This is a genomic window from Nostoc sp. ATCC 53789 (assembly GCF_009873495.1).
In the GTDB taxonomy this organism is placed as follows: domain Bacteria; phylum Cyanobacteriota; class Cyanobacteriia; order Cyanobacteriales; family Nostocaceae; genus Nostoc; species Nostoc muscorum_A.
Window position 1 is genome coordinate 1,857,306 of sequence record NZ_CP046703.1, and the last position, 24,705, is coordinate 1,882,010.

A 24,705-nucleotide genomic window follows, 5' to 3' on the forward strand; every position below is an offset into this window, starting at 1 on the left:
TCTTTTGGCTAAATCACAACAGCAAAAAAAAGCCATAATACACTTTAAATATCCGTTTTAAAGAGTTGCTGTTTGATCGATTCTTCTTTTACCTTGACTTTTGCACACCTATTGACATCCTCACCGCCGTGAACGCACGGTGATTCTGGAGTAATGAGTAATAAGTAATAAGTAATGAGTAAATACCCATTTTTCATCCACTCATTACTCCTTACTCATTACTTTAAAGCCGTGCTGGAAACACGGGGTTTTAAACCCATTTTTCTGATAATAGGAAGCGCATTTGTTTTTAAATTTTGAATTGTTTAACTATTGATTTCTTCATCATGTTCAACTACTTCAGATTTATCTTGTAACGGCTTCACTACCCGCGCGATCGCTTCTTGAATAAAAGCTTTAATAAATTCATCTCGGCGATTAATTTGAAACTGTTTCTGCACAACTTCCGTCATTCCACCATCACCCCAATCTTGATCGTGACGAAAATATTCAATAAAACTTTTACCAGCAATTCGCGTTAAATAAGCTGCTGTCACACCTTGAATCGCCCGACCAATCAGAAAGGTAGCAACATTGAGTTGCAACGCTGTAGATAATAATTGAATTGCTCCCTTGACAATGCCCAAACTAGCAATAGTTTTCGCTAAAGAAAGAGCTAACTCTCGTCCCCGTTCCATATTTAATTCACAGCCGTAGACTCTGCCAATTTCTACAACCATTTGAGCATTAACAGCTGCTGTTGCTAATAAATCTACTACTGGTATTGGTGTGACTGACACCACACCAGCACCAATCCATTGAAACCGTTCTACGATTTTGTCAGCTTGACGGCGACGCTGACCATCGATGAGTTTTCGCGCCTCGTCTCCCAATCGCAGAGATTGCAAAAGAATGTTATCCGCCACCAAATCTTCACCTTCGGCGCGTAAAACAGCAGCTGTGCGTCGCAGTAAAGGGACAATATCGGGTTCCGGCTGGTAGGTTTCGCCAGTTTCTAGTTGTGCAGATTGGGGATTAGCTGCGATCGCCACCACATCATTAGTAGCAATAAATCCCCGTACCCGTTGACGCAACCTAGCGAGGATGGATTCTTTATCTTCATCTGTATATAAATCGGTTTTGTTGAGAACTAGGAGCGATCGCTTACCAATTTCTGCTAATCCCCGCAACGGCTCATATTCTGAGCGTCGTAAGTCATTATCCACCACAAATAACAGTAAATCTGCTTCTGTTGCCAGTTCTCGCGCCATTTGTTCGCGTTCTGTTCCCGCCACACCCGCTTCTAAAATCCCTGGCGTATCTGTAATTAAAATCTTGCGTTCTAATCCCTTCAACCGCAGACAATAGGTTTCTCCAACCTGGGTTGTACCCATCGGTGCATCCACTTGACCTACCATGCGTCCCATAATCGCATTAACTAGGGAAGTTTTGCCAGCACTCCCCGTACCAAATACCACTACTTGAATTTCACCCCGTGCTAAGTTCGCTTCAATCTCCCGCGATCGACTTAATAAAGCCTGACGTGTGACTTCATCTTGAATTTGCGCTACCTGTTGGCGCACAGCTTGGAGAGTTGTAGAAGCAGCGTCAGATTTAGCAGCAGGAATTTGCGCCGCAGTTACTCGCTTGGGGTTGCGGCGCGATCGCTTTTCTCCAGATTGAATTACCAATACATAATAGACAAAAGCCGCAACCAAGGCTCCTATGAGGACAATTAGCAGCAACAGCAGCAAATTGCCAAGCAACGGCGAATAGGATAATTGCCAATAGAGGCGTGATAGGGAATCAATTAGCCATAGGGCTAGCCCCAAAATGACTATCAGACCAACAATTAGCGTTACTATGCGCGACAGAGGCATGGCTAGGAAAGATTAGTGGGTATTTCAGTAGGTAGATGCTTCTGATCTTAATAGTTTCACCTGGATTTCTCACTAGTGAGAAATTAAGGAGTGTGGGAGGTGTGGGAGGTGTGGGAGGATGGGGAAGAAATCTGACCCCGCAAACGAGTCGCACCTCCCCACACTCCCCACACTCCCCACACTCCCCACACTCCCCACACTCCCCACACTCCCCACACTCCCCACACCTCCCACACTCCCCCGGCTCTCCCTTCAGTAGGCAGATACTTATAATCTTCATAGTTTCAGTATTTTTGACCAGGGTAGAAAAAACCCCTTTTGATAAACTAAGAGCGAATTTTGTATTAAATGTGTTCTCACTTGCGGCTGGATTTCTTGTTTTTGATGAAAAACCACGTAGTAAAAAATTCAACAACGAGTAATACCATGACTGCGATACCTAAATTAAAATACTTTAACTGGGTTCAACAGAGATTCCATCGCCTTAGTATTCGGCAAAAAATTTTTTATGGATACGGTTTGGCTTTGGGAGTTGCAGTTTTAGGAACGACAGCAGGGTTGGTAATAGGCGATCGCTACTTTCAACAAGCCAGACAACAGATTATATTGGTAGACGAAGAAGGAAGCTTGTTAAGTATTTTGCAAGGCGAACTGTTAGAAATACAGATCCACCAAAAAGAAATAGTGCCTTTTTTACAGCAGCCACAAGCGTTGCAAAGGGGAATTTCTCATTTCAAAACCGATTTAGCGGATGCAGAAACGCTGATTTCTCAGGCACAAGAATTTAGTCAAAACAGTTCCCAAGAGGATTTACAAGCTCTGCTTACAAAGCATAACAGCACAATAGCCAAATATTTTGAACAACTCAGGTCGCTGATTCGGCAAATTTTGCCATTAACTTCACAGCCAGAGGGAGCTATAAAAGTACAGCAATTAATCTCGAAATTCAGCCAAAGTCAGGATGTTCTAAAGTTTTACCAATTTGCCCATGAGTTAACTGATTTTGCCAAAACACTTCAAAAACGCCAACAGGAAGCTCATCTAGCCCAGAATCAGGCTACACTCATCCAAGCTCAGATTATTCTTGGTAGTATGCTGCTGTCAATAGCGATCGCTGCTATCCTAGCTTTCTACACCAGTACAATCATTGCTTATCCGATTAAAGCGGTGACAGATATCGCCCAAAGAGTTAGCCAAGAAGCCAATTTTGACTTGCAAGCGCCCGTAATTACTCAAGATGAAGTTGGAGCTTTAACTAATTCTCTTAATCAGCTAATTCGACAGGTGAAGCACCTTTTAGAAGAACAACAAGCTGAGTCCCAAGTACGACTAATTCAAAGTGAAAAAATGTCTAGTTTAGGAAGAATGCTGGCTGGTGTTGCCCACGAAATTAATAATCCTGTAAATTTCATTTCTGGCAACCTCGTACACGCAAAAAACTATACTGACGATTTATTAGCATTACTGCAAGTATATAAAGCCGAAGTTCCTCAGCCTTCCACTGCCGTGCAAAGTCTCGCAGAAGAAATTGATTTGGAGTTTCTAGAAGTCGATTTGCCAAAGCTCTTTAATTCAATGAAAGTTGGCGCTGAACGCACGCGAGAAATTGTCCGAAGTTTGAAAGATTTCTCTCGTTTAGACGATGGAGAAGCACAGTTAGTCGACCTACACGCTTGTCTAGATAGTACATTATTGATTCTGAATAATCGCCTGAAAAATGGCATTAACCTTGTTCGTAGCTATGGAGAGATTCCAGAGGTTCCAGGTTATACAGGTTTACTTTATCAAGTATTTATGAATCTTCTCAGCAACGCACTTGATGCTTTAGAGCAAAAATCAGATGAAAATCCCGAATTTGTCCCTGAAATCACTATTATTACAGAATGCTGGGAGAATGATTTGGTAATAGTGCGAATTGCCGACAACGGCCCTGGTATTTCACCAGAAAATCAGAAAAAGATATTTGAAACATTTTTTACCACCAAGCCACGAGGCATTGGTACTGGTTTAGGGCTAGCGATCGCATATCAAATTGTGGTAGAAAAACATCAAGGTAAGATTACCTGCCAATCTGAGTTAGATAAAGGTACAGAGTTTGCGTTGGCTCTGCCCACCGCAGGTATCGCTCTGCCTATTTCTCATCCTTGAGTTAGTAGCTTTTCAAAGTTAATTTTTTCATAATAATCAACAGCAAGTATAAGGTTGCGTGTTTAAATCTTTTTAGTGGACTGACGAAAGTTTGCCTACACAAACACCTCAAGCCAGTTTTGGCAAGCTTTTTAAGAACAAAGGGAGAAATAAATTTATGGGACTTTTCGATCAAATTCTTGGTGCAGTTGCTAATCCCAATCAACAGGGAAGCTTAGGGCAACTGGGAGGAATCATTAACACTGTACAGCAATTGAGCCAAAGTACTGGTGCAGATCCTTCTACCATTCAATCAGTCTTGTCAATTGTCGGTGGTCAAGTGCGTTCCGCTTTACAAGACAAGCAAGCCACAGATGGTAATGAAGCCGCACAAAGTTTAGTGAATCAATATGCTGGGACTTCGCCTAATCCCCAAGCCGTCAATTCGCTGTTTTCTCCTCAGATTCAACAACAGGTAGCTCAGATTGCTGCCCAGCGCACTGGATTGGATGCTGGTGTAGTTCAACAATTGCTACCTTTAGCAGTACCTTTAGTCCTGAATTTTCTGCAATCAGGTGCAAATGCTCAAAATCCCCAAGCTGGCGGTAATCCTGTACTGAATTCCTTCTTGGATGCTGACGGCGATGGTGATGTAGATATCGCTGATGCTATCCAAATGGCTAGTCGGTATATGAGACAGTAAGTAAGTTGGCACAATAAAATCAAACTATGTAAATAAAAAGGAACTAGGCTAAAACCCTTAGCCTATTGCCTATTTCCTTATCCCAAAGACAATTATTTACGCCCACTTACTTAATACTTTTCCTAACTCGAAACTCCCATTTGCTCAGACATCGGCAATTGGGCCTTGCTAGATATTTAGCTAAGGCATAGGCTGAGAAGATGAGAAATTTGTATGTGAATATAAATCAGACAGTCTATGTCTAAACTTTTTGACTGTATTACAGACGAACTGCAAGACTTTATTGCAGCCCAACACCTTTTCTTTGTTGGCTCTGCACCCTTGAGTCCTACGGGTCATGTTAATCTATCTCCTAAAGGTTTAGGATGCTTTCGCGTTCTCTCTCCCAAACAAGTAGGTTACGTAGACCTTACAGGCAGTGGTAACGAAACCTCAGCCCATTTGCAAGAAAATGGGCGGATAACCTTCATGTTTTGCGCCTTTGAAGAACCTGCATGTATCCTGCGTCTTTACGGTCAAGGAAACACGATTTTACCGGGTTCTCCAGAGTGGGACTCTCTGTACTCTCTGTTTTTACCAATGCCTGGAACTCGCCAAATTATCGTCGCTGATATTGAAAAAATACAGACTTCTTGTGGTTTTGGCGTACCACTTTATGAATATCGAGGTCAGCGCCAGACTTTAGTAAACTGGGCTAGTAAAAAAGGTGAAGAAGGAGTTCGAGAATATCAACAGAAGAAAAATCTTGTCAGCATTGACGGTTTACCAACACCGCTAAGTAAATTATCAGAAAAATGGGTTTAAAACCCCGTGCTTCCATCACGGTTTTAAAGTAATGAGTAAGGAGTAATGAGTAATGAGTGGATGAAAAATGGGTATTTACTCATTACTTATTATTTATTACTCATTACTCCAGAATCATCGTGCGTTCACGGCGGTGAGGATGTCAACCTAAATTTTACAAAATCACTACAATTTTTCCTCCCCCTGCCCCCTGCCCTTAAAGCGATGGGATATTTTTTTATTTGGAAGTCTCTTATGACCCTTTTGGGTTAGTGTCACCAGCAATTATTGCTTGAAATAAGTTTCCAAGTAAAGAGAAAAATGCCGAAACTAACACTACCAACATCAAACTAGCAAGGGCAGCAAAGGGAGAAATGATGGATAAGAGTAACAGTGCAAGCATCAAAATCGTTAGTAATGTCTTATTCATCTTTTTTCATCTTTAATAGTTGCTATTCTCAAGTTAACCAACTAATCTATGAACTTCACCACAGCCAATAGAAGGAATTAGTCTTAGTTCTCTGGTAATACCATTTCTCTGCGAGGTTGTGCCAAACCCTTTTAACTTCTTCTTTCTTTCTTTCTTTCTTTGTGTCCTTTGCGTACTTTGCGGTTCGTTTTTTTCTTATACTTAAATATGGTTTAGCGCATTTTCTTACAGAATCGGTATAATAATTTACAAGCTAATTGGGTGTCAAAGTTTAATTTAGAAATCAAAAATCGAACCACTATAGTTTTGCAATCATAGCAATTTCTGATTCTTTAGCACAGCAGTTACAAAAAATTATCCTACACCTTCTCCTTTGCTGCTGGCACAATGCCCAACTTATTTAAACCTGCATCGATTTCTTTAAGTAGTTTAAAATCCTCCTCTGGTAGGGGATAGCTGCTACTGCTGAATAAACCCCCACTAACAGCAGGCTGCTTTTCCAAAAAAGAGAAAGCTTGACGAAACTGATACGCTTGGGCTTTTATCGGTGCATCAAAATGGCAGGGAATAATCCACTCGAAGTCCCAACTAGCAACTTTATCAGCCCAGTCAATGGTTTCCTTCGGTGCGCGGTTGAGAATCAACGTCTGTAAAATTGGTGCAACAAACAACCGCCCATTACCTCGTAGGGCATCAAACGATCGCAGCCAATGTGGATGCCATTGAAAGGGGTACAATCCAAAATAAGCTTTCCTTGAGCGTTCTGGGGCTTTCAAGGCATCTTGCAACACCTGATTCCATTGGGGTATATTTAGTGCGCTTGGTTGAAAGTACAAAGCAAACAGACAGATGCGCTGCCAACCCTTACGGCGATTTACCTGAATGTCTGCAACAATATCAGAAGCACGATCCTTGGCATGGAATAGTAGGGGATATGGATCTAATAAAACGATCGCAGGTGGATCGTCTGGGATAGAGAGTACAGAATCGGTTACTAAAAGAGTATGCGATCGCTTGTGGAAAAAAGCAACTTCCGCAAATCGACCAGGGCCAAGGTCGATGGGGCCCAGCATTGCATAGTCAAACTCGTCAGCAAAGGGTGTTTTGCTACTATCTTCTGGAAGTACCTGAGTCCGTTTTGGGGGTAAGCCAAGCCAGCTAAGGGGCAGATTTAGCGGGAAACTCCACTGATGGGGAGCCACAAACACCTGTGCAGTCGGAAAATATCTGGCGAAAGGGCCGACAAAGACTTTGTGTTCTATACCGGAGATAGTTGGCAGGATGATGTACTTAACATTACCGTGTTCCGCCACCAACTCATTCACAAGCCGGATGCACTCTGGGGTTGGTGCAACAGGCGCATAGATAAGAAGACCTCCGGCTTCGAGTTTAACTACAGTCATGCGAATTGGCACAACAACGTAGAAAATGCCCTGAATCTGGTCAAAATTCCAGATTGTGTCCTTAATCACTTCTTTGCGGATTGTCTGCCGCCTGCCATAAGGGTAGAGTGGCAGAACAGGCCATAGTTTCCATGAAAAGTCTTTTGGATTTATCTGTTGTGCATTGACTATGCGTTCATCATCAGCCACTCTGCAACCCCTCCAAATTCCCTGCTCAAATTGTTTTTATTTACTATCCCAAAGTTGGAGTTTAGCAAATTGTTGAGATCATCAGATCAATTTTTAATTCTTAATTGTAATTCGTAATATTTCGTGCATAATTCATTCTCGATAAAATTATGAGTAAATATAGAATTTTAAAACCCGATCAAAGTTACACTTTTAGTCAATACTTTTTGTTACCTAATCCAACAATAGATGTAGTAGCTGAGTTTGAATACAGTTACGAACGCACAGAGCTAAAATTACCAAGATATTTTGCTGAGGTTAGCTATTTAGAATTTTTACAAAATTACTTACAGCGCAATATTATGCCTACACATCATATTTAAAACGATTGTTCATACTTGCTATCAAAAACTGTTTTTACCAGGTTATGCTTGCGAAAAAGCCTAAAGTAAATGTATGTTATTATGACTGACCCACAGCGACATGAAGAGAATAATGAAAAAGCAGTGGAAAAATTAGCTTGGACAATTCAAGCTTCTCAAGGGCAGTTTAAGCTGATTCTTGCACGGTGTAATTATGCTAGTATATACGATACCCTGATAGAAAAATTACATAAAATTTGTGAATGTGATATTAACGTTTTCTATCTAAAGGAATCCGAAATGGATCTTTATAACATCATTCGTGAAGAATCCAATCATGAGGTACAAGTCCTAATGATTCTAGGTTTGGAATCCTTGTACAATCCACCTCAGTTTTGGACTTCGGCTAATTATATGCACAAGGAGTTTTTCAATAATTTTTCTTTTCCTTTAGTGCTGTGGATCAACAACGATGTTTACCAGCAGATGAAGCAGTTAGCTCCAGATTTGGAGAATTGGGCGACTACGATAAATTTCCTATCCTGTCTATTTCCATCAAGCTAATTCCTCCGATTTAGAGTTCTCTGTGCAATTTCTTTTAGTTCTGGCAAAGTTAGTGGAGCCAAGTAATCAAAAATATTTTTATTACGAACAAATTCATTAGTATGAGAAAAAGCATTATTGCAAGCGTAAGCAGATAGATTTAAAGGAAATTCATCTGGATCTGAGCCTCTAATGTTGACATCTGCGCCAGCCTTAACTAGCAATTTAACTATATCTAGAGATTCTTCAAAAACTGCATACATTAAAGGAGTCCAATAAAGTTCGCTGCTGTCTCTAGCATTGATATCTTGCTGAACGGAAATAAGAGCTTGAACTTCTTCCAAGTAATGAAAGCGAATTGCTCGAATCAGTGCTTCGGCAAAATCTTCATCAGGTATAATGTAGTCTCCATACATTATTTTTTCCTCCTGCTAGTTTTTAGAATTATTTAGTACAAGTAAGTGAGCGTAAGTAAATAACTAAAGGTTTGTAGTAAGCGGCTCTTGGTAATTTAGACATATTGCAAGAATAGCGATGATTCATTACATTTTAAAAGCTACCAAGGAAACTGTACATCTGGGTGGTTTCTCCCATCTGCTAGAACCAGCACTCACTATTGATTCTGGTGATACGGTTGATGTGGAAACTTATACTGGTTACTACGTTTACGACAAAGCACCACCTGAATTTGTCACACCAGAATTTCTCGACATCTGCCAAAATCTTTTACCAGAACGCAAGATTGCTGGGGGGCCGCATTTACTCACAGGGCCGATTTATGTGCGTGATGCCGAACCAGGGGATGTTTTAGAAGTACAATTAGATGCGATCGCACCTAGTGTACCCGTTGGCTTCAATGCCATTCGTCCAGGTTGGGGAGCTTTACCACATCAGTTTCCTCAACCTGCGTTGAGATTCATTCCTCTAGATTTAGTCAACAATATCGCGGAATTTCCGGCGGGTACTGGCATAAAAATTCCCCTCAAACCGTTTTTTGGAATTCTTGGTGTCGCTACCCCAGAAACCTCTCGAACTTCTGTCCCACCAGGTTCTTACGGTGGTAATATCGACAACCGGGAATTACAAGCTGGTTCTCGTTTATTTTTGCCGATTTTCGTACCAGGTGCATTATTTTCTATTGGTGATGGGCATTCTGCACAGGGAGATGGCGAAGTAAATGTCACCGCCATTGAAACTTCCATGAATGGTAGAATTACCCTCAAACTTCGCAAGGATTTACAGCTAACAACACCAATTGCCGAAACTCCAACTCATATAATTACAATGGGGTTTGCTCAAACATTAGATGAAGCTTTAGAACTGGCTTTAAAGAATATGATTGATTTTCTGGAACGCTTTGCAAATTTGTCGCCAGAAGATGCTTATGTATTGTGTAGTTTAGCTGTAAATTTTCACATTACTCAAGTTGTGAACAGTCCCCAAAAAGGTGTACATGGAATGCTACCAAAATCAATTTTTTCCAAGAATATTAATTTATAATTGATAGGTGTTCGCTATTTACTGAACACCTGAAGAATTTAGTTTAGCTTCAGCAATAACTTTGTTAAGCCAGCGCCTAACTGCTCAATAGATTCTTGCTGTTTCGGATCTTTTAGCGTGCCATCACCATTAAAGGCTTCATAAGCTTTGGATACTGCTATTTGGTCGGGAAGTACCAAAACTTTGATATTTCCCAAGATAGACCGCAGGTGAACCAACCCGCGCAGACCACCGAGAGCGCCTGGGGAAGCACTCATAATGGCAGCAACCTTACCTGCAAAAGCAGCCAATGGTGCTTCATTTGGGGCTGGACGAGATGCCCAATCAATGGCGTTCTTCAAAACTGCTGTGAGTGAACTGTTATATTCCGGCGAAGCAATCAGGAATCCTTGATGAGAAATCATCAAATCTTTAAAAGTGCGGGCGTTGGCAGGTAGTCCTTCTTGAGCTTCCAAGTCTTCATCAAACAGAGGTAAAGGTAAATCGCGGAGGTCTAGATAAGTCACTTCTGCGCCTGCTGCCTGAGCGCCAGATGCCGCGATTTTTACCAATTTTTTGTTGTAAGAATCAATCCGGGTGCTGCCGGCAAAGGCGAGGATTTTAGGTGTAGATGCCATAGTTCTAGATTGAATGGGAAGGATTAAACCTGTTCAGCTGCATTATCCTGTTTTCAGGCGATCGCTATTTGCTACCTTAAGATTTTCTTTAAGTTACATAATTACATTAATGATAGTGAATGCTAAAAATCCTGCCTCTAAAGTCGGAATATGAACAATTCACAAGATAGAAGTCGTTTTAACTTAAGATGTGGCTATTACTCTGCGGGGTTTACCCTTTCATACCAGGGAAGCTGTGAAAGTTATTATTCTGAAAGCTAAAACCTAACAGCAATAAACAGCCTGTTTTGTCAGAAGTTTTATCTGAAATTATGTTCAGAAATTAGAGAAAATTCTTATACTAACTGTAAATATTTATTTAAATTTTGCCTGTCTAAAGGTTCAGTTACAATATTATTTACCCCAATCATCTGGCTTAATACTAAAAGACCTGCTTGGTGGATTTTATCACCGCCTGTTGATGCTGAGTAATATTTTAAAATATAAGGATTGATATTGTTCTCAAAAAAATCAATGGCAGTTTTTAAAACACAAGAATCAGTGTCTAAACCACAAATAAATACTTTTTGAATATTATTTTTATTTATAAAATTGAGTGTCTCTGTATTACAAGCAGTATATATAGTTTTATCAAAAACTACTTGAGCAAATGGTTCAATTGTATTAACAATTTTTTGCTCAAATGGTGATGTGAGATTCTGCCAATTTAGATATTTGATATAAGGGCTATTAGGGGTATTTATAAATCTTGTGAAAATGACGTGTTCAAAGATGTTTTGCTCTAATAAAGATTTAACTCTTTGTGGAATATGGCTTGTATTTGGAGTGATAAATCCATTTTGAATATCAATGATAAAGAGACAGAAATTCATATATTAACTACTGTACTTCATTGGTTGGTTCTGAAGACATTTTTTTGAATTTTGGCAGCTTGCTCTTCAATTCCTCCCTCACTAGTTATACCATTTCACGAAATGCTTGATACAAATGATTTGTCTCTAATTCTTTCTCCCTGCTACCTATTTGTATTAACCTTAAAGTCAAATGATATTAGAGCCAGGTTAATACCCAGTATGCTAATAATAGCAAATGTCCTTTGCTAACTTCGGATGCGAAGATTCTTAACTATCCTGATGTGCAAACGCTGAAGTAAATTTAGATGCTATTTGCTACCTTTAGAGTTTCTTTACAAACTTTCTCGTTATGGCGAATTGGTCTGACTCTTATCTTGGCAAGTTACGAAAAGTTGTAGGCCATCGCTTACTTCTGTTATTTAGCGTATACGTGATTATCGAGGATAACTTGGGACGCATTCTGTTGCAAAAACGAAGTGATTTTAAACTTTGGGGGCTACCTGGTGGCTATCCAGAAGTAGGTGAATCTGCCGAAGAATGTTCAGCACGAGAGGTTTTTGAAGAAACTGGTTTAACGGTTAAGCGTTTTGAAGCTGTGGGGTTTTCTTCCAATCCAGCCTTTGAAACTGTAACTTATCCCAACGGCGATCGCGTCCAAACCTTCAATTTGATTTTGCGATCTGTTGAATGGGAAGGCAGTCTCGCTTGCCTAGATGGAGAATCGCTAGCACTGGAATTTTTCGATTTGGCAGACTTACCTACGCTAATGCCAAACGATCGCACTGTTTTGGAAAAGTTTCAAGAATACCAAAAAAGCGGCAAATTCTTGATGTTCTAAAGCATTTTTTCCAAGAACTGTTTCGCGCGATCGCACTGAGGATTTTGGAAAAACTCGTTAGGAGTAGTATCTTCTGCTAAAATCCCCTGATCGAGGAACATAATCCGATTGGCAACTTCCCTCGCAAACCCCATTTCATGAGTAACGATCGCCATTGTCATCCCAGATAGCGCTAAAGCTTTCATCACTTCCAACACATCTTTGACCATTTCGGGATCTAATGCAGAGGTGGGTTCATCAAATAAAATCATCTCTGGTTCCATTGCTAATGCCCGCGCGATCGCAACTCGCTGTTTCTGTCCCCCCGATAGTTTGGACGGGTACACAGACACTTTTTCTTCTAAACCTACCTTAGCAAGCAATTCTAAGCCATGTTCTTCTGCTTTTTGCTTGTTTATTCCTTTCACCTTTATGGGTGCGTAGGTGACATTTTGCAGCACATTCATGTGGGGAAACAAATTAAAATGCTGAAATACCATTACCAAATGCTGACGTACTTTAGCGATGTTTGCCTTGGGATTGGTAATTTCTTGATCATGAAAGTAGATTCTTCCTCTAGTGGGTTGTTCTAGCAAGTTTATGCATCGCAGAAAGGTAGACTTACCTGAACCAGAAGGGCCTAATATAGCAACCACTTCCCCCTGGTAAAACTCAGTGGAAATATCTTTGAGTACATCGAGTTTGCCAAAGGATTTACATAAGAATTCCGTGCGAATTACTACATTACTCACTTTCCCGTAACCTCCTTTCTAAAGCGGATGCACCCAAGGTCATACCCATTACCAAAACATAGTAGATTAACCCTGCAAATAGCAGTGGTTCAAAATAAATATATTTGTTTGCACCAACGATTTGGGCGCTGCGTAATATTTCTACCACCCCAATCGTTGACACCAGCGCGGAATCTTTGAGCAATCCGATAGTTTCATTTACCAATGCGGGGAGAATGTTCTTCAATGCTTGGGGCAAAATCACATCCCACATCATCAACCAATAGGGAACACCCATAGACATCGCCGCTTCACTTTGCCCTTTATCCACCGCCTGAATCCCACCTCTGATGGTTTCTGACATATAAGCGCCAGAATTCAGGGTAAAAGTTAACACCCCAGCCTCCAATGCGGAAATATCATAGCCTGTAAGCTGAGGTGTTGCGTAGTAAACCAACGCCAACTGTAATAGCAAAGGTGTACCTCGAAAAACAGAGGTGTAGGCATTAGCAACCCAGGTAAGCGGCTTGATGCCGAGAATTTTTAACAGAGACAGAATTGTTCCCCAGATTAACCCCAAGGTTACAGATAATAGGGTGAACAACAAAGTTAAAGGGATTCCCCGCAGAATAAAGGGAATATCTGGAAGAATTCTGGTGAAGTCGAGATTTAATCCGCCTTTGGCAGGAGTTGAGGATACAGGATTGGTGGTGTTCTCTGAAAACCATTTGGCGACAAGTTTATTCAATGTGCCATCATCCTTCATTTCTTGAAGGACTTTGTTAAAAGGTTCTACAAAAGAAGAACCTTTGGGAAAAGCGATCGCAGATCCACTTGCTTCCTCTGAGGGAATTGTATTAAATTCTAAATCTGGGTTAGCTTGGGCGAATCCTTTCGCGACGGTATCCTCAACAATTGCGGCATCAATTCGCCTAGATTTGATTTCTTGAACTACTTCCGGCACTTTGTTGAGTTGCTTTAGCTGAATACCCGCGACTTTTTTAGCAATTTTCTGAGCATTTTGTTCTTGTATGGTTCCTAGTTGTACCCCAAGTTTTTTTCCTGATAAGTCTTGGGGTTGCTTCAGGTTGCTACCTTTAGGAGCGACAATTGTATCTTTGGCTTCGTAATAAATAATTGAAAAATCAATATTTTTTTGACGTTCTGGAGTCGGAGTCATCCCAGCCATGACAAAATCAGCTCGATTCGCTTGGAGTGCAGGGATTAATCCATTAAAATCGGATTCCATTATTTGAAGTTTAAACCCAAGTTTTTCAGCAAGGGTTTTGGCAATATCTATATCAAAGCCAACGATTTGGCGATCGCCTCCTTTAGTATCATAAAAGTCATAAGGAGGATAATCTGGAGAAGTAATCATCGTCAGCGTGTCTTTCCCTAAAGGTGAAGCAGCTTTTAGAGAATTACTATGTCCGATGATGCTGATTACTAATGCTATAAGTAATATCGTTGATAACCATAGTTTCTTTTTCTTCATAAGCTTGATAATTATATAATTGAAATTCTGCACCTTAAACGCGTAAAATCGTGGGGAATTGAGGGGTGAAATTTAAACGCAGAGGGGCGCGGAGGGAAGCGCAGAGGTACGCAGAGAATTTATTATAATGAAATGTTGTAATTAGCGATTGTCAAATTCTTATTTTGGTCGCCTCCAATAATTTGACACTGGCATAAATAGCATCAATATAAGGTGTAGGAATTTGAGTGAGTTTTCCCAATTCTGCCACCGCGCCAACGATCGCATCTATCTCCGTAGCGCGTCCGGCTTCAATATCTTGTAGCATTGAGGTTTTATGGGCACCAACATTTTCTGCCCCATTAATTCGCTGTTCTAAAGTGATGCCAAACTTTATACCCAAATTTTCTGCGATCGCTTGAGTTTCAGTCATCATTTGTCGCGCTAGTTCACGGGTGAGGGGATAGCGGCAAATATCCTCTAGAGTCGCACCAGTCAGGGCACTGATGGGATTAAACGCCACATTACCCCATAACTTGATCCAAATTTCCGTGCGAATTTGATTGCGGATTGGTGCTTTGAATCCTGCCTGTTTTAAAGTCTGTGCCAATAATTGGATGCGTTCTGTTTTACTACCATCGATTTCACCGAGAGTAAAGCGATCGCCTTCAATATGTTTAATTACACCTGGTTCAATTATCTCAGTTGCCGGGTAAACCACACAACCAATGGCGCGTTCAGCACCGATACTAGCTTCAATAATCCCATCTGGATCGACAGATTGAATCCGCGTACCTTCATACTCACCGCCATATTGACGAAAGTACCACCAAGGAACGCCATTTTGGGCTGTCACCACCATTGTGTGAGGATTGTAGAGTGCAGGCAGAAAGGGTGCGATCGCAGGCACACTGTGAGCCTTCACAGTTAAAATTACTACATCCTGTGGCCCCGCTTCCTGAATATTGCTAGTTGCCAACGGAGTGGCAATTTGGCTAGAACCGTCTGCCATGAGCAACTTCAACCCATTTTTTTGAATTGCCTCTAAATGGGAACCACGTGCAATTAGCGTCACTGCTTCACCTGCCAGTGCCAGTTTTGCCCCTAAATATCCACCAATTGCACCTGCGCCAACAATACAGATTTTCATTTTGTTTAGGGATAGTTAGCAAATAATTAACTACTTATTTACCCTCAAACAGCTAGGCTTTGCATCGCTTTCAGTAAATCTTGATGAACAGATTTTGAGGCAGCTATTATCAATCCAGGCAGACTATAGTTTTGACAAGTATGCAATGGCGGTAAAGTCGAACCGTCCAGAGTCGTTACAATCCAACCAGCCTCTCTCGCAATAAAAGCGAGTGCAGCAACATCAATAAATTTACCCGCTTTGATCACTGCTCCACTCAAGTCACCACTGAGAATACCATTAAGATTAGGAATTTGAATATCACTAGAGTAATCAGTCGCTATATCGATTACTTGATATTGATCTTTTAGTAAATGTCCAATAGAATTCATTGCCCATCCTAACAAAATAGCAGGTTTGGCAGATGTTATATGTAATGGGGCACAGGCTTCTAGGCTCATCTCCAGAGTCCCTTTAAAAGCACCTTCACCTCGAAGGGCATAAAAATAAATGTTTTGGGCAGGAGAAATGGCGATTACGGCTTCAAAGTCATCTGAATTTAGAATACTGAGAATAATTTGGTAATTAGAATGTCCATCCATGTAAAACTTTGTACCATCGATTGGGTCGAGTGTGACTAAGTAATCACCTTCTGAACCGAGTTCGGTAGCACGAAAATACTTGGTGTTGTTAGAACTTGCATACTCTTCTCCATAAAAGCGAATATCTGGAAAAGTGCCCAGTAATACTACTTCTACTAGATTTTGAATAGCCACATCCGCATCAGTAAGTGCAGCACTAAAAAAGTTGTTTCCTTCTCCTTTGGCGGGAAGTGCAGCAATTTTTGGTTGAAGAAAATGGGCATAAGCTGCTGCTACTTTCAGATGGGGGAGTAAAGTCTCCAAAATTAGTCGAGTAGTTGGTGTTGTGGACATTGCAGCAAACTCCTTTCAGAAATAATCTACCGTTGGCAGAGCGATAGAATTCTATATCTAGACAAAATTACGGTATCATTGTGGTGCAATGATACCATAATCTTTACCAATCTACCGGACGTTCAAGGAACTACGGCACTGATTACAGAAACTGCTAGTTAATGCCTATAAATGTAAAAGCTGTGATTTGTGGAATTGGGGGCAATACGGTTAAGTTAAGGCTAAAACTCTGTTACCAAAGTCGTTTTTTTAACGAACCGCCAAGGCGCAGAGAACGCAGAGAGAAGAAAGAGATGCTTAACTGAACTGTATTAGAATTGGGACTGCCTTCTGCCTTCTGCCCTCTGCCTCCTGCCTTCTTCAACTAACTTCTGAAAATAGCTCCAAAAGCTCCTGGCAACTTCTACTGAGTTAGAAGAAGATGCGATTGATGATGTTCTAAATGCAACATTAACCAGTTTCTAATTATCTGAAATAGGTACAAGAATTATTGAATGCTATTGGCAAAGTCGTATTTGCCCCCACGTTCAAGAGCGCGTTTGTAAGCAGGCCGCGCATGGATGCGCTCGATAAATTGCTGAATTTTCGGTCGGCTTGAGATGAGTTCGGCTTCCATAGCGACTATTTCCAAAGGAAAGCTCATTTGGATATCGGCGGCGGTGAATTCTTCGCCTACAAACCATGTATTTTTACGAAGTTCACCTTCTATATAGTCAAAGTGAAGCTTAATCTGGGGTGCGATAAATCCTTCGTTTACGCTGTCTCCTACACCAAAACGGTTAAAGACGAGATTCATTACCAGAGGTGGCATTGCAGAGCCTTCGGCATAATGCAGCCAATAAGTGTAGCGCAGACGTTCTGGTGTACCAGGTGGCGGGATTAGCTGACCATTACCGTAGCGTTCGACGATGTATTCAATGATAGCGCCTGACTCAGCAACAGTATTTTCTGCATCTGTGATTACTGGTGACTTGCCGAGGGGATGGACTTCACGCAGGGATGCCGGTGCCAGCATCGTCTTCTGGTCGCGTTCGTAGAACTTAATTTCATAATCGATCCCTAATTCTTCAAGCAGCCATAGTACGCGCTGCGATCGCGAGTTGTTAAGATGATGGACAACGATCATAATAGCTACTTTTTTACAATGGAGTTATTACTGACTTTTCATCATCTGAAACTACCATCAGCTGACTAATTATTCATCTATCTAATGGTTTGTTTTGGGTAGTGCTAAATCAAGCACTTATTTCTGGATTTGGAAGGGTATCTATTAATACTGCTCGGTTAACCATTTTTAACTCGACATTGGGTTTGGGGAAAAGGTTAAAGGGTAAAGGTTAAAGGTTTTTTCTTTCCCCTTTCCTCTTCCCCTTTTCCCCTTCCCCTTTTCCCTTAACCGACAAGTATTGGGGTATCTATAGATTACCCTGTCCGTGTATCACTCAATTATTTATTGACAGACTAATAGCTCCAAGCCCAGCATTTGCTCGTAGAATTGTGTAGAGGCATTGAGATTATGGGTGTAAAAGAAGGTAATTTGCTGTTCTATTTGCGGATGAGTAGACATAAATACATTTGAGTATATACCCCAAGGACATCTGGCGATCGCAGATGTAAAAATTGATTGATGTTAGAAACCTGTTACTACTCCAGAATGCCTTAAGTGCATCTGGAGTTTCTTTTTGAAAAAGCGATGTCTACGACAGGCTGCGCCTACGCAATTTTTCAAATCATCCTGATCAGCCAAAAGACAGCTGAATAGGGATGCATACTGAATTATTTATATTTAACATAGGGCATCACTTTGTTGATGTACCCCCCTCCTAGCAAACAACTCTCGCAAAGCAGCCTCAGATTTACTGGGGCTGTTTTGCGTTACTTCAATAAGAGTTACGCAAAATCTCATCTTTCAAACTCGCATTTCTCTGCGCCTCTGCGGTTCCTTATTCCGTAACTTGTGCGTAAGTCCTATTCAAACAGAAAATTTGTGTAAACAAAGCAGTTAATCCTCAGACATTCTTTACTGTATTTGAGTGTATACCCTGATGACGTAGGATACTCTCACGGTGAAAATTTGGTATAGGTAAATGCGTATCTTTCCTGACTCCAGATTTGTCACAAACATTTCTGGAGTTTTTTCATTATTGGAGTTATTGATTCGGCTCAGAAGAAAATAGTTAAGCGATCGCACTTATCATTTTGATTAAATTAAAGTGCGACACACTTAAATATAAATGCTTATTTAGTTGTATATGTCACAAAAATATCCTTTTTCATCTCAACTTCTGCTGGGGCATCTGGATTATAAGTCGGTGATAATAAAAAACTAGCAAATGATGGTAAAGGAACTCCAGTTTTAGAACTACATGAGGGATAAAATAATGTGTAAAATGGTTCGGCTACAGAAGGAACATCAAGTTTAACACTCATAGCAGTTGCTAAAGCCTGAGCGCGACTTTGAGCATCTTTCATCGCTGATTGATAAACTGAACTCTGCAAAGCCTGACAGTCATTTACTGCGTACTCAACGCCCACACTCTTGACGGAAATATTTTCAAGTTGGCTTGTCGCTTTGTTCGCTGTAGCAACAATTTCCTGGACGCGATCGCGTGTTGGTTTTTCCAACCTCACCAATATTTTGGCGTTATTTTCGCTGGAATTTGGGTTAATTTGTACTTGAATTTTATCAACATTAATTCCTTTGGCAACTAGGCTATTAACTACAGGCTGGAGAGTTGCTTTAGTTAGTGATTTTTTGCTTGGTGAAGATTCTGCTACTGTTTTGTAATTTAAGAATAGAGTTGGTGAGGAAATGCGGCGGGTTTGCGGTAGAGATGATGGTTGCGTTTCTGACTCACCATTGCTACTTTCGCTACTGAATACCAGTTCAATATCGGCTGTATCTGCTGGCACTTTCACTACTCCTTGACCGATTACCATTAATGAATGGCGATCGCTTGCTGGTGGATAAAATAATTGGGCATTAGTAACTTTGGGCGTTAATACTCCCACGCCGACAGTCACGGTAATACTTACCAACATTAGAGCAGTTATTTTTCTCATGTCCTGGGAATGTCCTTTGAACCTAATTGTCAAAGTTTACACCTCAAAAGCAGGATACTTACAAAAATATTGAGCTAACCTCACGACTAAACACCGTTAGATTAGCTCAAAAATTAAAAATTCACTGCGAACTATTAACCAAACCAGTGAGAGGCTTCACAAGCTGGCTGAACTGTTTCACAAACATGATCGTTAATCCAATCTGACTTTTCTTGAACGATTAAACAAATGCCTTGGTGAATCAAATTCTGTAGGTGGAGTTGCTGCTCTAAGGGTTTACGAGGCAATTTGTAATAGGCCAAGCTTCCTTGTTCAGCCTCCGCTAGGGAAATATGTCCCTCAGAGATAGCGCCGTCAAAAGAGGGAAGACGGGTGAGGACGAAAGCAATTAGCTCTTGGCGTAAGTCAGGAATCGCAAAGGCTTTTTGATATGGATGGTATGGATATGTATCCAAAACGCTTTCAATCTCTCCTACTACTGTTTGCTGTGTTAAATTAACTACCGTTTTCATGATTTTTAAACTCCTTTTTTAATTCCAGTCAATGATTGGTGGAGAAAACAAATTTTTTAGATGAAAATCAGTTAAAAGTAATTCAACTGATAGATGCAATAACCCCTGTAACTAGCCTTTTATCTTGGCTTAATATCAGACATTTGGCTTTGCTTATTTTAGTTAAAGTTTATACTGATTTACAGCATGACTTATTAAAATAGCAATCCAATATGCTGGTAGGTTAGCGACATTTTATATTTATAATCCTAATTATTTCAAATTTCTGCCAAAAAGGCAGAAATCTACATAAAACGCAGCATCAAGGCTAGGGGATCAAAATTAACGGCAATAAAAATCTTGAATTAGGAACAAGTTTTTAATGAAGTTAAGCTTTGTTGGTAATTTATATCACATTTTATTTTTACTGTGAGATTTACTGTTTCATCTAAAAAACTTATTTGTTGCACATTGCTTTAGTAAGTCAGACAAATAGCGACTCACGAGAGCGCAAAATCAGTCTAGCGACTGATGAAATGATCAGACAAAAACGTTGAAAAAGTTCACATTGTCTAAAGGTAGATGACGCAGCTGATGATTAATTTCATCTGCCGCCGCTAATCCAGAAAGCATCGCACCTTCTGCAAGATTGCCGCCACACCAATCACCACAGCAAACTAAAGGTAAGGGAGTTTCGGCAGACAAAAAAGCTTCGTGCCAAGGACGGCTAGGAAAGGCATAACGCCAACGATGTACCTGCATCCATTCAGGAGTATTCAGCCAGGGAAGGGCAAGAGATTCGGCTGCTCGTTGCAATATTAGCTTTCCAACAGGTTCTAAATCCTGGGATTCTAGATGGCGTTGGGCAAAATCAGCGCTACTTTGGACTACAAAATGTGGTTGTTGAGGGTTAGGACGCTTGCTACTGTCCAAACCAATCCATGCTAAATCAGCATCATCTACAAAAGTTAGAGCTTTCCACTGAGGGAGTGGTTGAGATGTAGAAGGATATCCAGCGATCGCACTAATGGAAGGATAAAATTCTACAGAACGCAAGCTATCAAGAAAGGCTGTATCTAATACACCTTCACCCAAAGATTCCAACAGCATCACCGCTTGGGGTGCAGGAATAGCGACGACTATAGCTTTTGCAGTTAATTCTTCGTTGCTAGATTCAAGAGTGATCCGCCAACTCTTTTCGGGAGTTGGGGTAATAGCAATGACACGTTGATTCAGTAATATTTCTAAACCTGGAGCGAGGGATTTAGCGATCGCACTCATTCCACTAGGTGCAACATATCGCGGACTACGGTTTTTCGGTTCAGATAAAGGAGCGCCTGCTGTGAGTTCGTAAACTTCCTCTGTCCAAACTTCGAGGATATGGCGCGATCGCAATATCTCTACAAAACGTCTAAATAATTCACCCTTTGGCTTCAGGTAACAAGCCCCATGATCGGCGCAAGTTCCATGCAAGCGGCGTGTAGCCAATCTTCCACCCAAACCACGGGACTTGTCCACTACTAGCACCGAATATCCAGCTTGACTTAATTGCTGGGCGCAGACTAAACCGGCCATTCCGGCACCAATCACTGCAATATCAGTCATAAGTCCATAATCCTTAGTCATTAATTATTAGTTATTGGTCATTAGGTTATTATCAAAGGACAAAATTACTACTAATGACTGCTGAAAGCTAATAGTAGAATAAGGTACAGAAAGCTGCACGGAAGGGAGGAAGGGAAATTGGATGAAATGAGGGCGGCGCTAGAGTTAGCGACCGAAGAAGAATTGCAAGATTTAACGGCAATTTTATTTAGTCGTAAGTTCAATCCCCTAGACTATGTACACACACCCGAACCCATCGAAGTGCAAAGCCAGGACCGCAAAGCTTGGTTAGATTCACTAGAGGGACGCTTTCGCTTTTTGGCGGCAGATGGGATGACAGTATTACGCGGACGTACAGGCCAGGTAACTTACCGACAAGCCTTAGTTCAAGTATGTAAGTATCTAAAAATTCCCTATTCTCATCAGCTGCCAACTATTGATTTAGAAGCAGAAGTATTTTTGCATCTCCTAGGACAGGTATGGAAAAAATTACCTGAACAGGAAAAGCAAAAATTGACTCTCAGAGTGCAGCGTCACCTTGTGCAATCAGAACTAAAAGAACCACTACCACTTTTATTACAGCCTGACCCCTTGGGTTTGCTTTTCAAAGGCGGTGGTGCGATCGCGGTTACTTCACTTCTCCAGCCAATGGTACTTAAGCAAATTGCTCGTCAATTTGCCATCCACTTTGCTACTTATGAAGTAGCTAAACAAGCGGCGATTACAGGCACAGAAGCAGCTGCAACGCAATTTCAAAGCTATGTAGCTATGCAAATGGCGCAACGGGGTATGACAGTGAGTGCAGCTCGTTATGGGGCAGCCCGCACGATGTTTGCCGTGATTGGGCCAATGATGTGGACTTGGTTTTTTGCAGATTTAGGGTGGAGAGCGATCGCCACTAACTATGGTCGGATCATTCCGACTATTTTCGCTTTAGCTCAAATTCGCCTCACTCGTGAGGAATGTTGGGAGCCAGCTTGAACAAGGTTTCTTATTATTTCAAGTCTCGCTGGCAATCTTCTTGGAACTACTCTCTATGGGCATTGTTAATCTTCCCATTGAGTCCATTGTTGGGGGCTGTGACTATTGGTTTTGTCTCATTAATAACTTGGCTGAAACAATCCCACAAAATTAATCGTCGCCCCCTCAACTGGGGATTTGCCCTTTTGAGTCTGTTGCTAATCGTAAGTGCTGGATTTGCCGATGACAAAACAGCAGCTTTCCTTGGCTTATTTAATTTATTACCATTCTTTTTACTTTTTGTTGCCCATAGCGCTCTAATTCAAACATTTGTCCAATTGCGCCAAATGTCTTGGGTTTTAGCGATCGGTTCCATGCCAGTGATAATTCTTGGTTTGGGACAGTTATTTTTAGGCTGGAGTTTGAAATTAGAGATTTTATGGGTTGTGTTGAATTGGACGATCACACCAGGAGGAAATCCGCCAGGTCGCATAGCCTCACTTTTCTTGCACGCTAACACCTTTGCCGCTTATCTAACAATAGTTTTCATCCTTAGCTTAGGGTTGTGGCTAGAACAATGGCGATTATATCGAGAATTGGGTAGTAGGAAGAATTCGCTTCCCTTTATCTTCTTAACCATTGCGGTGATTACAAATTTCATTACCTTGATTTTCACTAACTCACGCAATGGCTGGGCGATCGCTATTTTTGCCTGTTTAGCTTATGCACTTTACCAAGGCTGGCGCATTCTTGTGGGTGGTGTCGCTGCGATCGTTTCTAGTGTGCTTTTGGCAGCTTTTGCTCCCTCCCCAATCGCTCAAATTTTTCGCCGGGTAGTTCCTGCCTTCTTTTGGGCAAGGTTAAATGACGATATGTATCCAGATAGACCAGTCGCTTTAATGCGAAAAACTCAATGGGAGTTTGCCTGGTCTTTAGCCAAAGAACATCCTTGGACTGGTTGGGGATTACGCAGTTTTAGTGGACTCTACAAAGCGCAAACGCAGATTCCCTTGGGTCATCCCCATAACTTGTTTTTGATGTTATCTGCTGAAACTGGTTTTCCTAGTACTTTTTTATTTTGTGGCTTACTTGCTTGGATTTTGATTACAGGCGTGCAATTATTACGAAAGTCTAAATATATAAATACAGAAGATAGATTGATATTTTTCAGTTATCTTCTGGCCTTTATTGGTTGGGTTTTATTGAATACAGTAGATGTAACCCTCTTCGATTTTCGTTTGAATGTAATTTCATGGTTAATTTTGGCTGCCATTTCTGGAGTAGTACATCGTTATAAGCAACAATACAGACTTGAATCTCATCCAAATTAGTTAGACGTGGATAATTGCTATTAGTTATTTTTCAGTGTATGCACTGGGGACACTTCGAGTTTTTAGTTAATAAGATTACTATGTGAGTGTGACTAACACTTAATTAGTCACACTCGATGTTGCTGATTGTTGGGAAGGTGTAAGGACAACCCTTTGGGGTTTTCTTGCATGACGGGCATCTCTTGTAGATGCCCTTTTGTATATTTATTATTTTTCTTCAGTTAAGCACAAATAAACAAATATTCAATTTGACGAAATATCTGAAAAGATTTTAGCTTTAATCAAGGAATGTCAGACATGGTTACTGAAATTAAAGTGGAATAGAGATGCTGATTGGCTAGGAATTATTGATAGTGTTCAAACTAAGTTCAAACATCTATAAATTCCCATATTGTCTCTGTTGACATACTCCCCGGCGTGTTCGCCCTTGGCGTTCCCGTTCGCGCAGCGTCTCCGTCAGGAGAAGGGTAGGCACTCTTAAGAAGGAGTAATGAGTAATAAGTAATAAGTAATGAGTAAATACCCATTTTTCATCCACTCATTACTCATTACTCCTTGACGAGTTACTTTAAAGCATTGCGTGAAGCACGGGGTTTCAGACCCATATTTTTGATGAGGCAATACTGTTCTGAATAACTTAGGAATGATGTGAATTTTCGCTATGGCTCTAAGCCTTGGCGACGTTTTTCTTGGATGACTTTACGATGTTATCTGTTCGCTCATCTAAGGTAACTAGGTAAATCGGGAGATACATTCGCGTTAGCCAAGTCAAGACTCTATATAACTGTTTCAATTGTTCTGAGGTTGGCTCCATTTCACC

At 40.9% G+C, this 24,705-nt stretch carries 23 protein-coding genes; 8 read left to right on the forward strand and 15 right to left on the reverse strand.

Going from position 1 to position 24,705, the window contains the following annotated elements; genetic code table 11:
* Positions 1 to 305: 305 nt before the first annotated feature.
* Positions 306 to 1,859 carry a GTP-binding protein gene (locus GJB62_RS07580; protein ID WP_114082387.1) on the reverse strand — a complete coding sequence of 518 codons (1,554 nt, stop codon included), beginning with the start codon at positions 1,857 to 1,859 and terminating at the stop codon, positions 306 to 308.
* Between the two features lie 426 nt (positions 1,860 to 2,285).
* Between GJB62_RS07580 and GJB62_RS07590 the strand changes: the two genes are divergently transcribed.
* The 3 genes from GJB62_RS07590 (at position 2,286) to GJB62_RS07600 (ending at position 5,493) form a co-directional block, all read left to right on the forward strand.
* Entirely contained in the window at positions 2,286 to 4,007 is a 1,722-nt protein-coding gene (locus GJB62_RS07590) for an ATP-binding protein (RefSeq protein ID WP_114082385.1), read from the forward strand.
* Positions 4,008 to 4,164: 157 nt separating this feature from the next.
* Positions 4,165 to 4,689, forward strand: coding sequence for a DUF937 domain-containing protein (locus GJB62_RS07595; protein ID WP_114082384.1), 525 nt, complete (start codon positions 4,165 to 4,167; stop codon positions 4,687 to 4,689).
* Between the two features lie 237 nt (positions 4,690 to 4,926).
* Entirely contained in the window at positions 4,927 to 5,493 is a 567-nt protein-coding gene (locus GJB62_RS07600; RefSeq protein WP_114082383.1) for a pyridoxamine 5'-phosphate oxidase family protein, read from the forward strand.
* Between the two features lie 232 nt (positions 5,494 to 5,725).
* Here GJB62_RS07600 and GJB62_RS36615 read toward each other — a convergent pair whose 3' ends face one another.
* Complete coding sequence (locus tag GJB62_RS36615) at positions 5,726 to 5,902, reverse strand: hypothetical protein (RefSeq protein WP_167755979.1); 177 nt, start codon at positions 5,900 to 5,902, stop codon at positions 5,726 to 5,728.
* Between the two features lie 359 nt (positions 5,903 to 6,261).
* A complete protein-coding gene (locus GJB62_RS07605) occupies positions 6,262 to 7,494 on the reverse strand; it encodes a DUF4336 domain-containing protein (RefSeq protein WP_114082382.1) in 1,233 nt (410 codons plus the stop codon).
* Positions 7,495 to 7,937: 443 nt separating this feature from the next.
* On the opposite strand from GJB62_RS07605, the gene GJB62_RS07615 reads away from it, so the two are divergent.
* Positions 7,938 to 8,399 carry a hypothetical protein gene (locus GJB62_RS07615; protein WP_147262513.1) on the forward strand — a complete coding sequence of 154 codons (462 nt, stop codon included), beginning with the start codon at positions 7,938 to 7,940 and terminating at the stop codon, positions 8,397 to 8,399.
* Here GJB62_RS07615 and GJB62_RS07620 read toward each other — a convergent pair.
* Positions 8,396 to 8,794, reverse strand: coding sequence for an ankyrin repeat domain-containing protein (locus GJB62_RS07620; RefSeq protein ID WP_114082380.1), 399 nt, complete (start codon positions 8,792 to 8,794; stop codon positions 8,396 to 8,398). The two genes, GJB62_RS07615 and GJB62_RS07620, sit on opposite strands and share 4 nt — an antisense overlap.
* A gap of 118 nt (positions 8,795 to 8,912) precedes the next feature.
* Here GJB62_RS07620 and GJB62_RS07625 point away from each other — a divergent pair, with 118 nt between their 5' ends.
* Positions 8,913 to 9,878, forward strand: coding sequence for an acetamidase/formamidase family protein (locus GJB62_RS07625; protein ID WP_181852850.1), 966 nt, complete (start codon positions 8,913 to 8,915; stop codon positions 9,876 to 9,878).
* Positions 9,879 to 9,916: 38 nt separating this feature from the next.
* On the opposite strand, the gene GJB62_RS07630 is transcribed toward GJB62_RS07625, so the two are convergent.
* Both GJB62_RS07630 and GJB62_RS07635 read right to left on the reverse strand, forming a co-directional pair.
* A complete protein-coding gene (locus GJB62_RS07630; protein WP_114082379.1) occupies positions 9,917 to 10,495 on the reverse strand; it encodes an NAD(P)H-dependent oxidoreductase in 579 nt (192 codons plus the stop codon).
* Positions 10,496 to 10,830: 335 nt separating this feature from the next.
* Positions 10,831 to 11,367 carry an isochorismatase family cysteine hydrolase gene (locus GJB62_RS07635; protein ID WP_114082378.1) on the reverse strand — a complete coding sequence of 179 codons (537 nt, stop codon included), beginning with the start codon at positions 11,365 to 11,367 and terminating at the stop codon, positions 10,831 to 10,833.
* Positions 11,368 to 11,698: 331 nt separating this feature from the next.
* Here GJB62_RS07635 and GJB62_RS07640 point away from each other — a divergent pair, with 331 nt between their 5' ends.
* The gene (locus tag GJB62_RS07640; protein ID WP_114082377.1) at positions 11,699 to 12,187 is read left to right on the forward strand and encodes an NUDIX domain-containing protein; all 489 of its coding nucleotides are present in this window, start codon (positions 11,699 to 11,701) and stop codon (positions 12,185 to 12,187) included.
* Here the strand turns inward: GJB62_RS07640 and GJB62_RS07645 are convergent.
* From GJB62_RS07645 to GJB62_RS07685, 9 genes are all read right to left on the reverse strand, one after another.
* Complete coding sequence (locus tag GJB62_RS07645) at positions 12,184 to 12,918, reverse strand: amino acid ABC transporter ATP-binding protein (protein ID WP_114082376.1); 735 nt, start codon at positions 12,916 to 12,918, stop codon at positions 12,184 to 12,186. The genes GJB62_RS07640 and GJB62_RS07645 overlap by 4 nt on opposite strands.
* Positions 12,911 to 14,392 carry an ABC transporter permease subunit gene (locus GJB62_RS07650; protein ID WP_114082375.1) on the reverse strand — a complete coding sequence of 494 codons (1,482 nt, stop codon included), beginning with the start codon at positions 14,390 to 14,392 and terminating at the stop codon, positions 12,911 to 12,913. The genes GJB62_RS07645 and GJB62_RS07650 overlap by 8 nt, the downstream gene beginning before the upstream one ends.
* Positions 14,393 to 14,543: 151 nt before the next feature.
* Positions 14,544 to 15,521 (reverse strand): 2-dehydropantoate 2-reductase, encoded by a 978-nt coding sequence (locus tag GJB62_RS07655; protein ID WP_114082374.1) that lies wholly within the window; start codon positions 15,519 to 15,521, stop codon positions 14,544 to 14,546.
* A gap of 44 nt (positions 15,522 to 15,565) precedes the next feature.
* The gene (locus tag GJB62_RS07660; protein ID WP_114082373.1) at positions 15,566 to 16,435 is read right to left on the reverse strand and encodes an inositol monophosphatase family protein; all 870 of its coding nucleotides are present in this window, start codon (positions 16,433 to 16,435) and stop codon (positions 15,566 to 15,568) included.
* Positions 16,436 to 16,922: 487 nt separating this feature from the next.
* A complete protein-coding gene (locus GJB62_RS07665; RefSeq protein ID WP_114082372.1) occupies positions 16,923 to 17,561 on the reverse strand; it encodes a glutathione S-transferase in 639 nt (212 codons plus the stop codon).
* A 324-nt stretch (positions 17,562 to 17,885) separates the two neighbouring features.
* Positions 17,886 to 18,002 (reverse strand): VOC family protein, encoded by a 117-nt coding sequence (locus GJB62_RS07670; RefSeq protein WP_179072588.1) that lies wholly within the window; start codon positions 18,000 to 18,002, stop codon positions 17,886 to 17,888.
* 671 nt (positions 18,003 to 18,673) lie between these two features.
* The gene (locus GJB62_RS07675) at positions 18,674 to 19,498 is read right to left on the reverse strand and encodes an SIMPL domain-containing protein (RefSeq protein ID WP_114082371.1); all 825 of its coding nucleotides are present in this window, start codon (positions 19,496 to 19,498) and stop codon (positions 18,674 to 18,676) included.
* 134 nt (positions 19,499 to 19,632) lie between these two features.
* Positions 19,633 to 20,010: a hypothetical protein gene (locus GJB62_RS07680; protein ID WP_114082370.1), complete on the reverse strand. Its 378-nt coding sequence runs from the start codon at positions 20,008 to 20,010 to the stop codon at positions 19,633 to 19,635.
* 519 nt (positions 20,011 to 20,529) lie between these two features.
* Positions 20,530 to 21,594 carry an NAD(P)/FAD-dependent oxidoreductase gene (locus tag GJB62_RS07685; protein WP_114082447.1) on the reverse strand — a complete coding sequence of 355 codons (1,065 nt, stop codon included), beginning with the start codon at positions 21,592 to 21,594 and terminating at the stop codon, positions 20,530 to 20,532.
* Between the two features lie 138 nt (positions 21,595 to 21,732).
* Between GJB62_RS07685 and GJB62_RS07690 the strand changes: the two genes are divergently transcribed.
* Positions 21,733 to 22,575: a hypothetical protein gene (locus GJB62_RS07690; protein ID WP_114082369.1), complete on the forward strand. Its 843-nt coding sequence runs from the start codon at positions 21,733 to 21,735 to the stop codon at positions 22,573 to 22,575.
* Positions 22,557 to 23,885, forward strand: a complete 1,329-nt coding sequence (locus tag GJB62_RS07695; protein WP_114082368.1) for an O-antigen ligase family protein — start codon at positions 22,557 to 22,559, stop codon at positions 23,883 to 23,885. The genes GJB62_RS07690 and GJB62_RS07695 overlap by 19 nt, the downstream gene beginning before the upstream one ends.
* The last annotated feature ends 820 nt before the right edge of the window (positions 23,886 to 24,705 follow it).

What these genes read in the sequence shown, in the direction of transcription:
- GJB62_RS07580 (WP_114082387.1), bottom strand. Translation starts at nt 1,859, where the DNA reads ATGCCTCTGTCGCGCATAGTAACGCTAATTGTTGGTCTGATAGTCATT.
- GJB62_RS07590 (WP_114082385.1), top strand. Translation starts at nt 2,286, where the DNA reads ATGACTGCGATACCTAAATTAAAATACTTTAACTGGGTTCAACAGAGA.
- GJB62_RS07595 (WP_114082384.1), top strand. Translation starts at nt 4,165, where the DNA reads ATGGGACTTTTCGATCAAATTCTTGGTGCAGTTGCTAATCCCAATCAA.
- GJB62_RS07600 (WP_114082383.1), top strand. Translation starts at nt 4,927, where the DNA reads ATGTCTAAACTTTTTGACTGTATTACAGACGAACTGCAAGACTTTATT.
- GJB62_RS36615 (WP_167755979.1), bottom strand. Translation starts at nt 5,902, where the DNA reads ATGAATAAGACATTACTAACGATTTTGATGCTTGCACTGTTACTCTTA.
- GJB62_RS07615 (WP_147262513.1), top strand. Translation starts at nt 7,938, where the DNA reads ATGACTGACCCACAGCGACATGAAGAGAATAATGAAAAAGCAGTGGAA.
- GJB62_RS07620 (WP_114082380.1), bottom strand. Translation starts at nt 8,794, where the DNA reads ATGTATGGAGACTACATTATACCTGATGAAGATTTTGCCGAAGCACTG.
- GJB62_RS07625 (WP_181852850.1), top strand. Translation starts at nt 8,913, where the DNA reads ATGATTCATTACATTTTAAAAGCTACCAAGGAAACTGTACATCTGGGT.
- GJB62_RS07630 (WP_114082379.1), bottom strand. Translation starts at nt 10,495, where the DNA reads ATGGCATCTACACCTAAAATCCTCGCCTTTGCCGGCAGCACCCGGATT.
- GJB62_RS07635 (WP_114082378.1), bottom strand. Translation starts at nt 11,367, where the DNA reads ATGAATTTCTGTCTCTTTATCATTGATATTCAAAATGGATTTATCACT.
- GJB62_RS07640 (WP_114082377.1), top strand. Translation starts at nt 11,699, where the DNA reads ATGGCGAATTGGTCTGACTCTTATCTTGGCAAGTTACGAAAAGTTGTA.
- GJB62_RS07650 (WP_114082375.1), bottom strand. Translation starts at nt 14,392, where the DNA reads ATGAAGAAAAAGAAACTATGGTTATCAACGATATTACTTATAGCATTA.
- GJB62_RS07655 (WP_114082374.1), bottom strand. Translation starts at nt 15,521, where the DNA reads ATGAAAATCTGTATTGTTGGCGCAGGTGCAATTGGTGGATATTTAGGG.
- GJB62_RS07660 (WP_114082373.1), bottom strand. Translation starts at nt 16,435, where the DNA reads ATGTCCACAACACCAACTACTCGACTAATTTTGGAGACTTTACTCCCC.
- GJB62_RS07665 (WP_114082372.1), bottom strand. Translation starts at nt 17,561, where the DNA reads ATGATCGTTGTCCATCATCTTAACAACTCGCGATCGCAGCGCGTACTA.
- GJB62_RS07670 (WP_179072588.1), bottom strand. Translation starts at nt 18,002, where the DNA reads ATGTCTACTCATCCGCAAATAGAACAGCAAATTACCTTCTTTTACACC.
- GJB62_RS07675 (WP_114082371.1), bottom strand. Translation starts at nt 19,498, where the DNA reads ATGAGAAAAATAACTGCTCTAATGTTGGTAAGTATTACCGTGACTGTC.
- GJB62_RS07680 (WP_114082370.1), bottom strand. Translation starts at nt 20,010, where the DNA reads ATGAAAACGGTAGTTAATTTAACACAGCAAACAGTAGTAGGAGAGATT.
- GJB62_RS07685 (WP_114082447.1), bottom strand. Translation starts at nt 21,594, where the DNA reads ATGACTGATATTGCAGTGATTGGTGCCGGAATGGCCGGTTTAGTCTGC.
- GJB62_RS07695 (WP_114082368.1), top strand. Translation starts at nt 22,557, where the DNA reads ATGTTGGGAGCCAGCTTGAACAAGGTTTCTTATTATTTCAAGTCTCGC.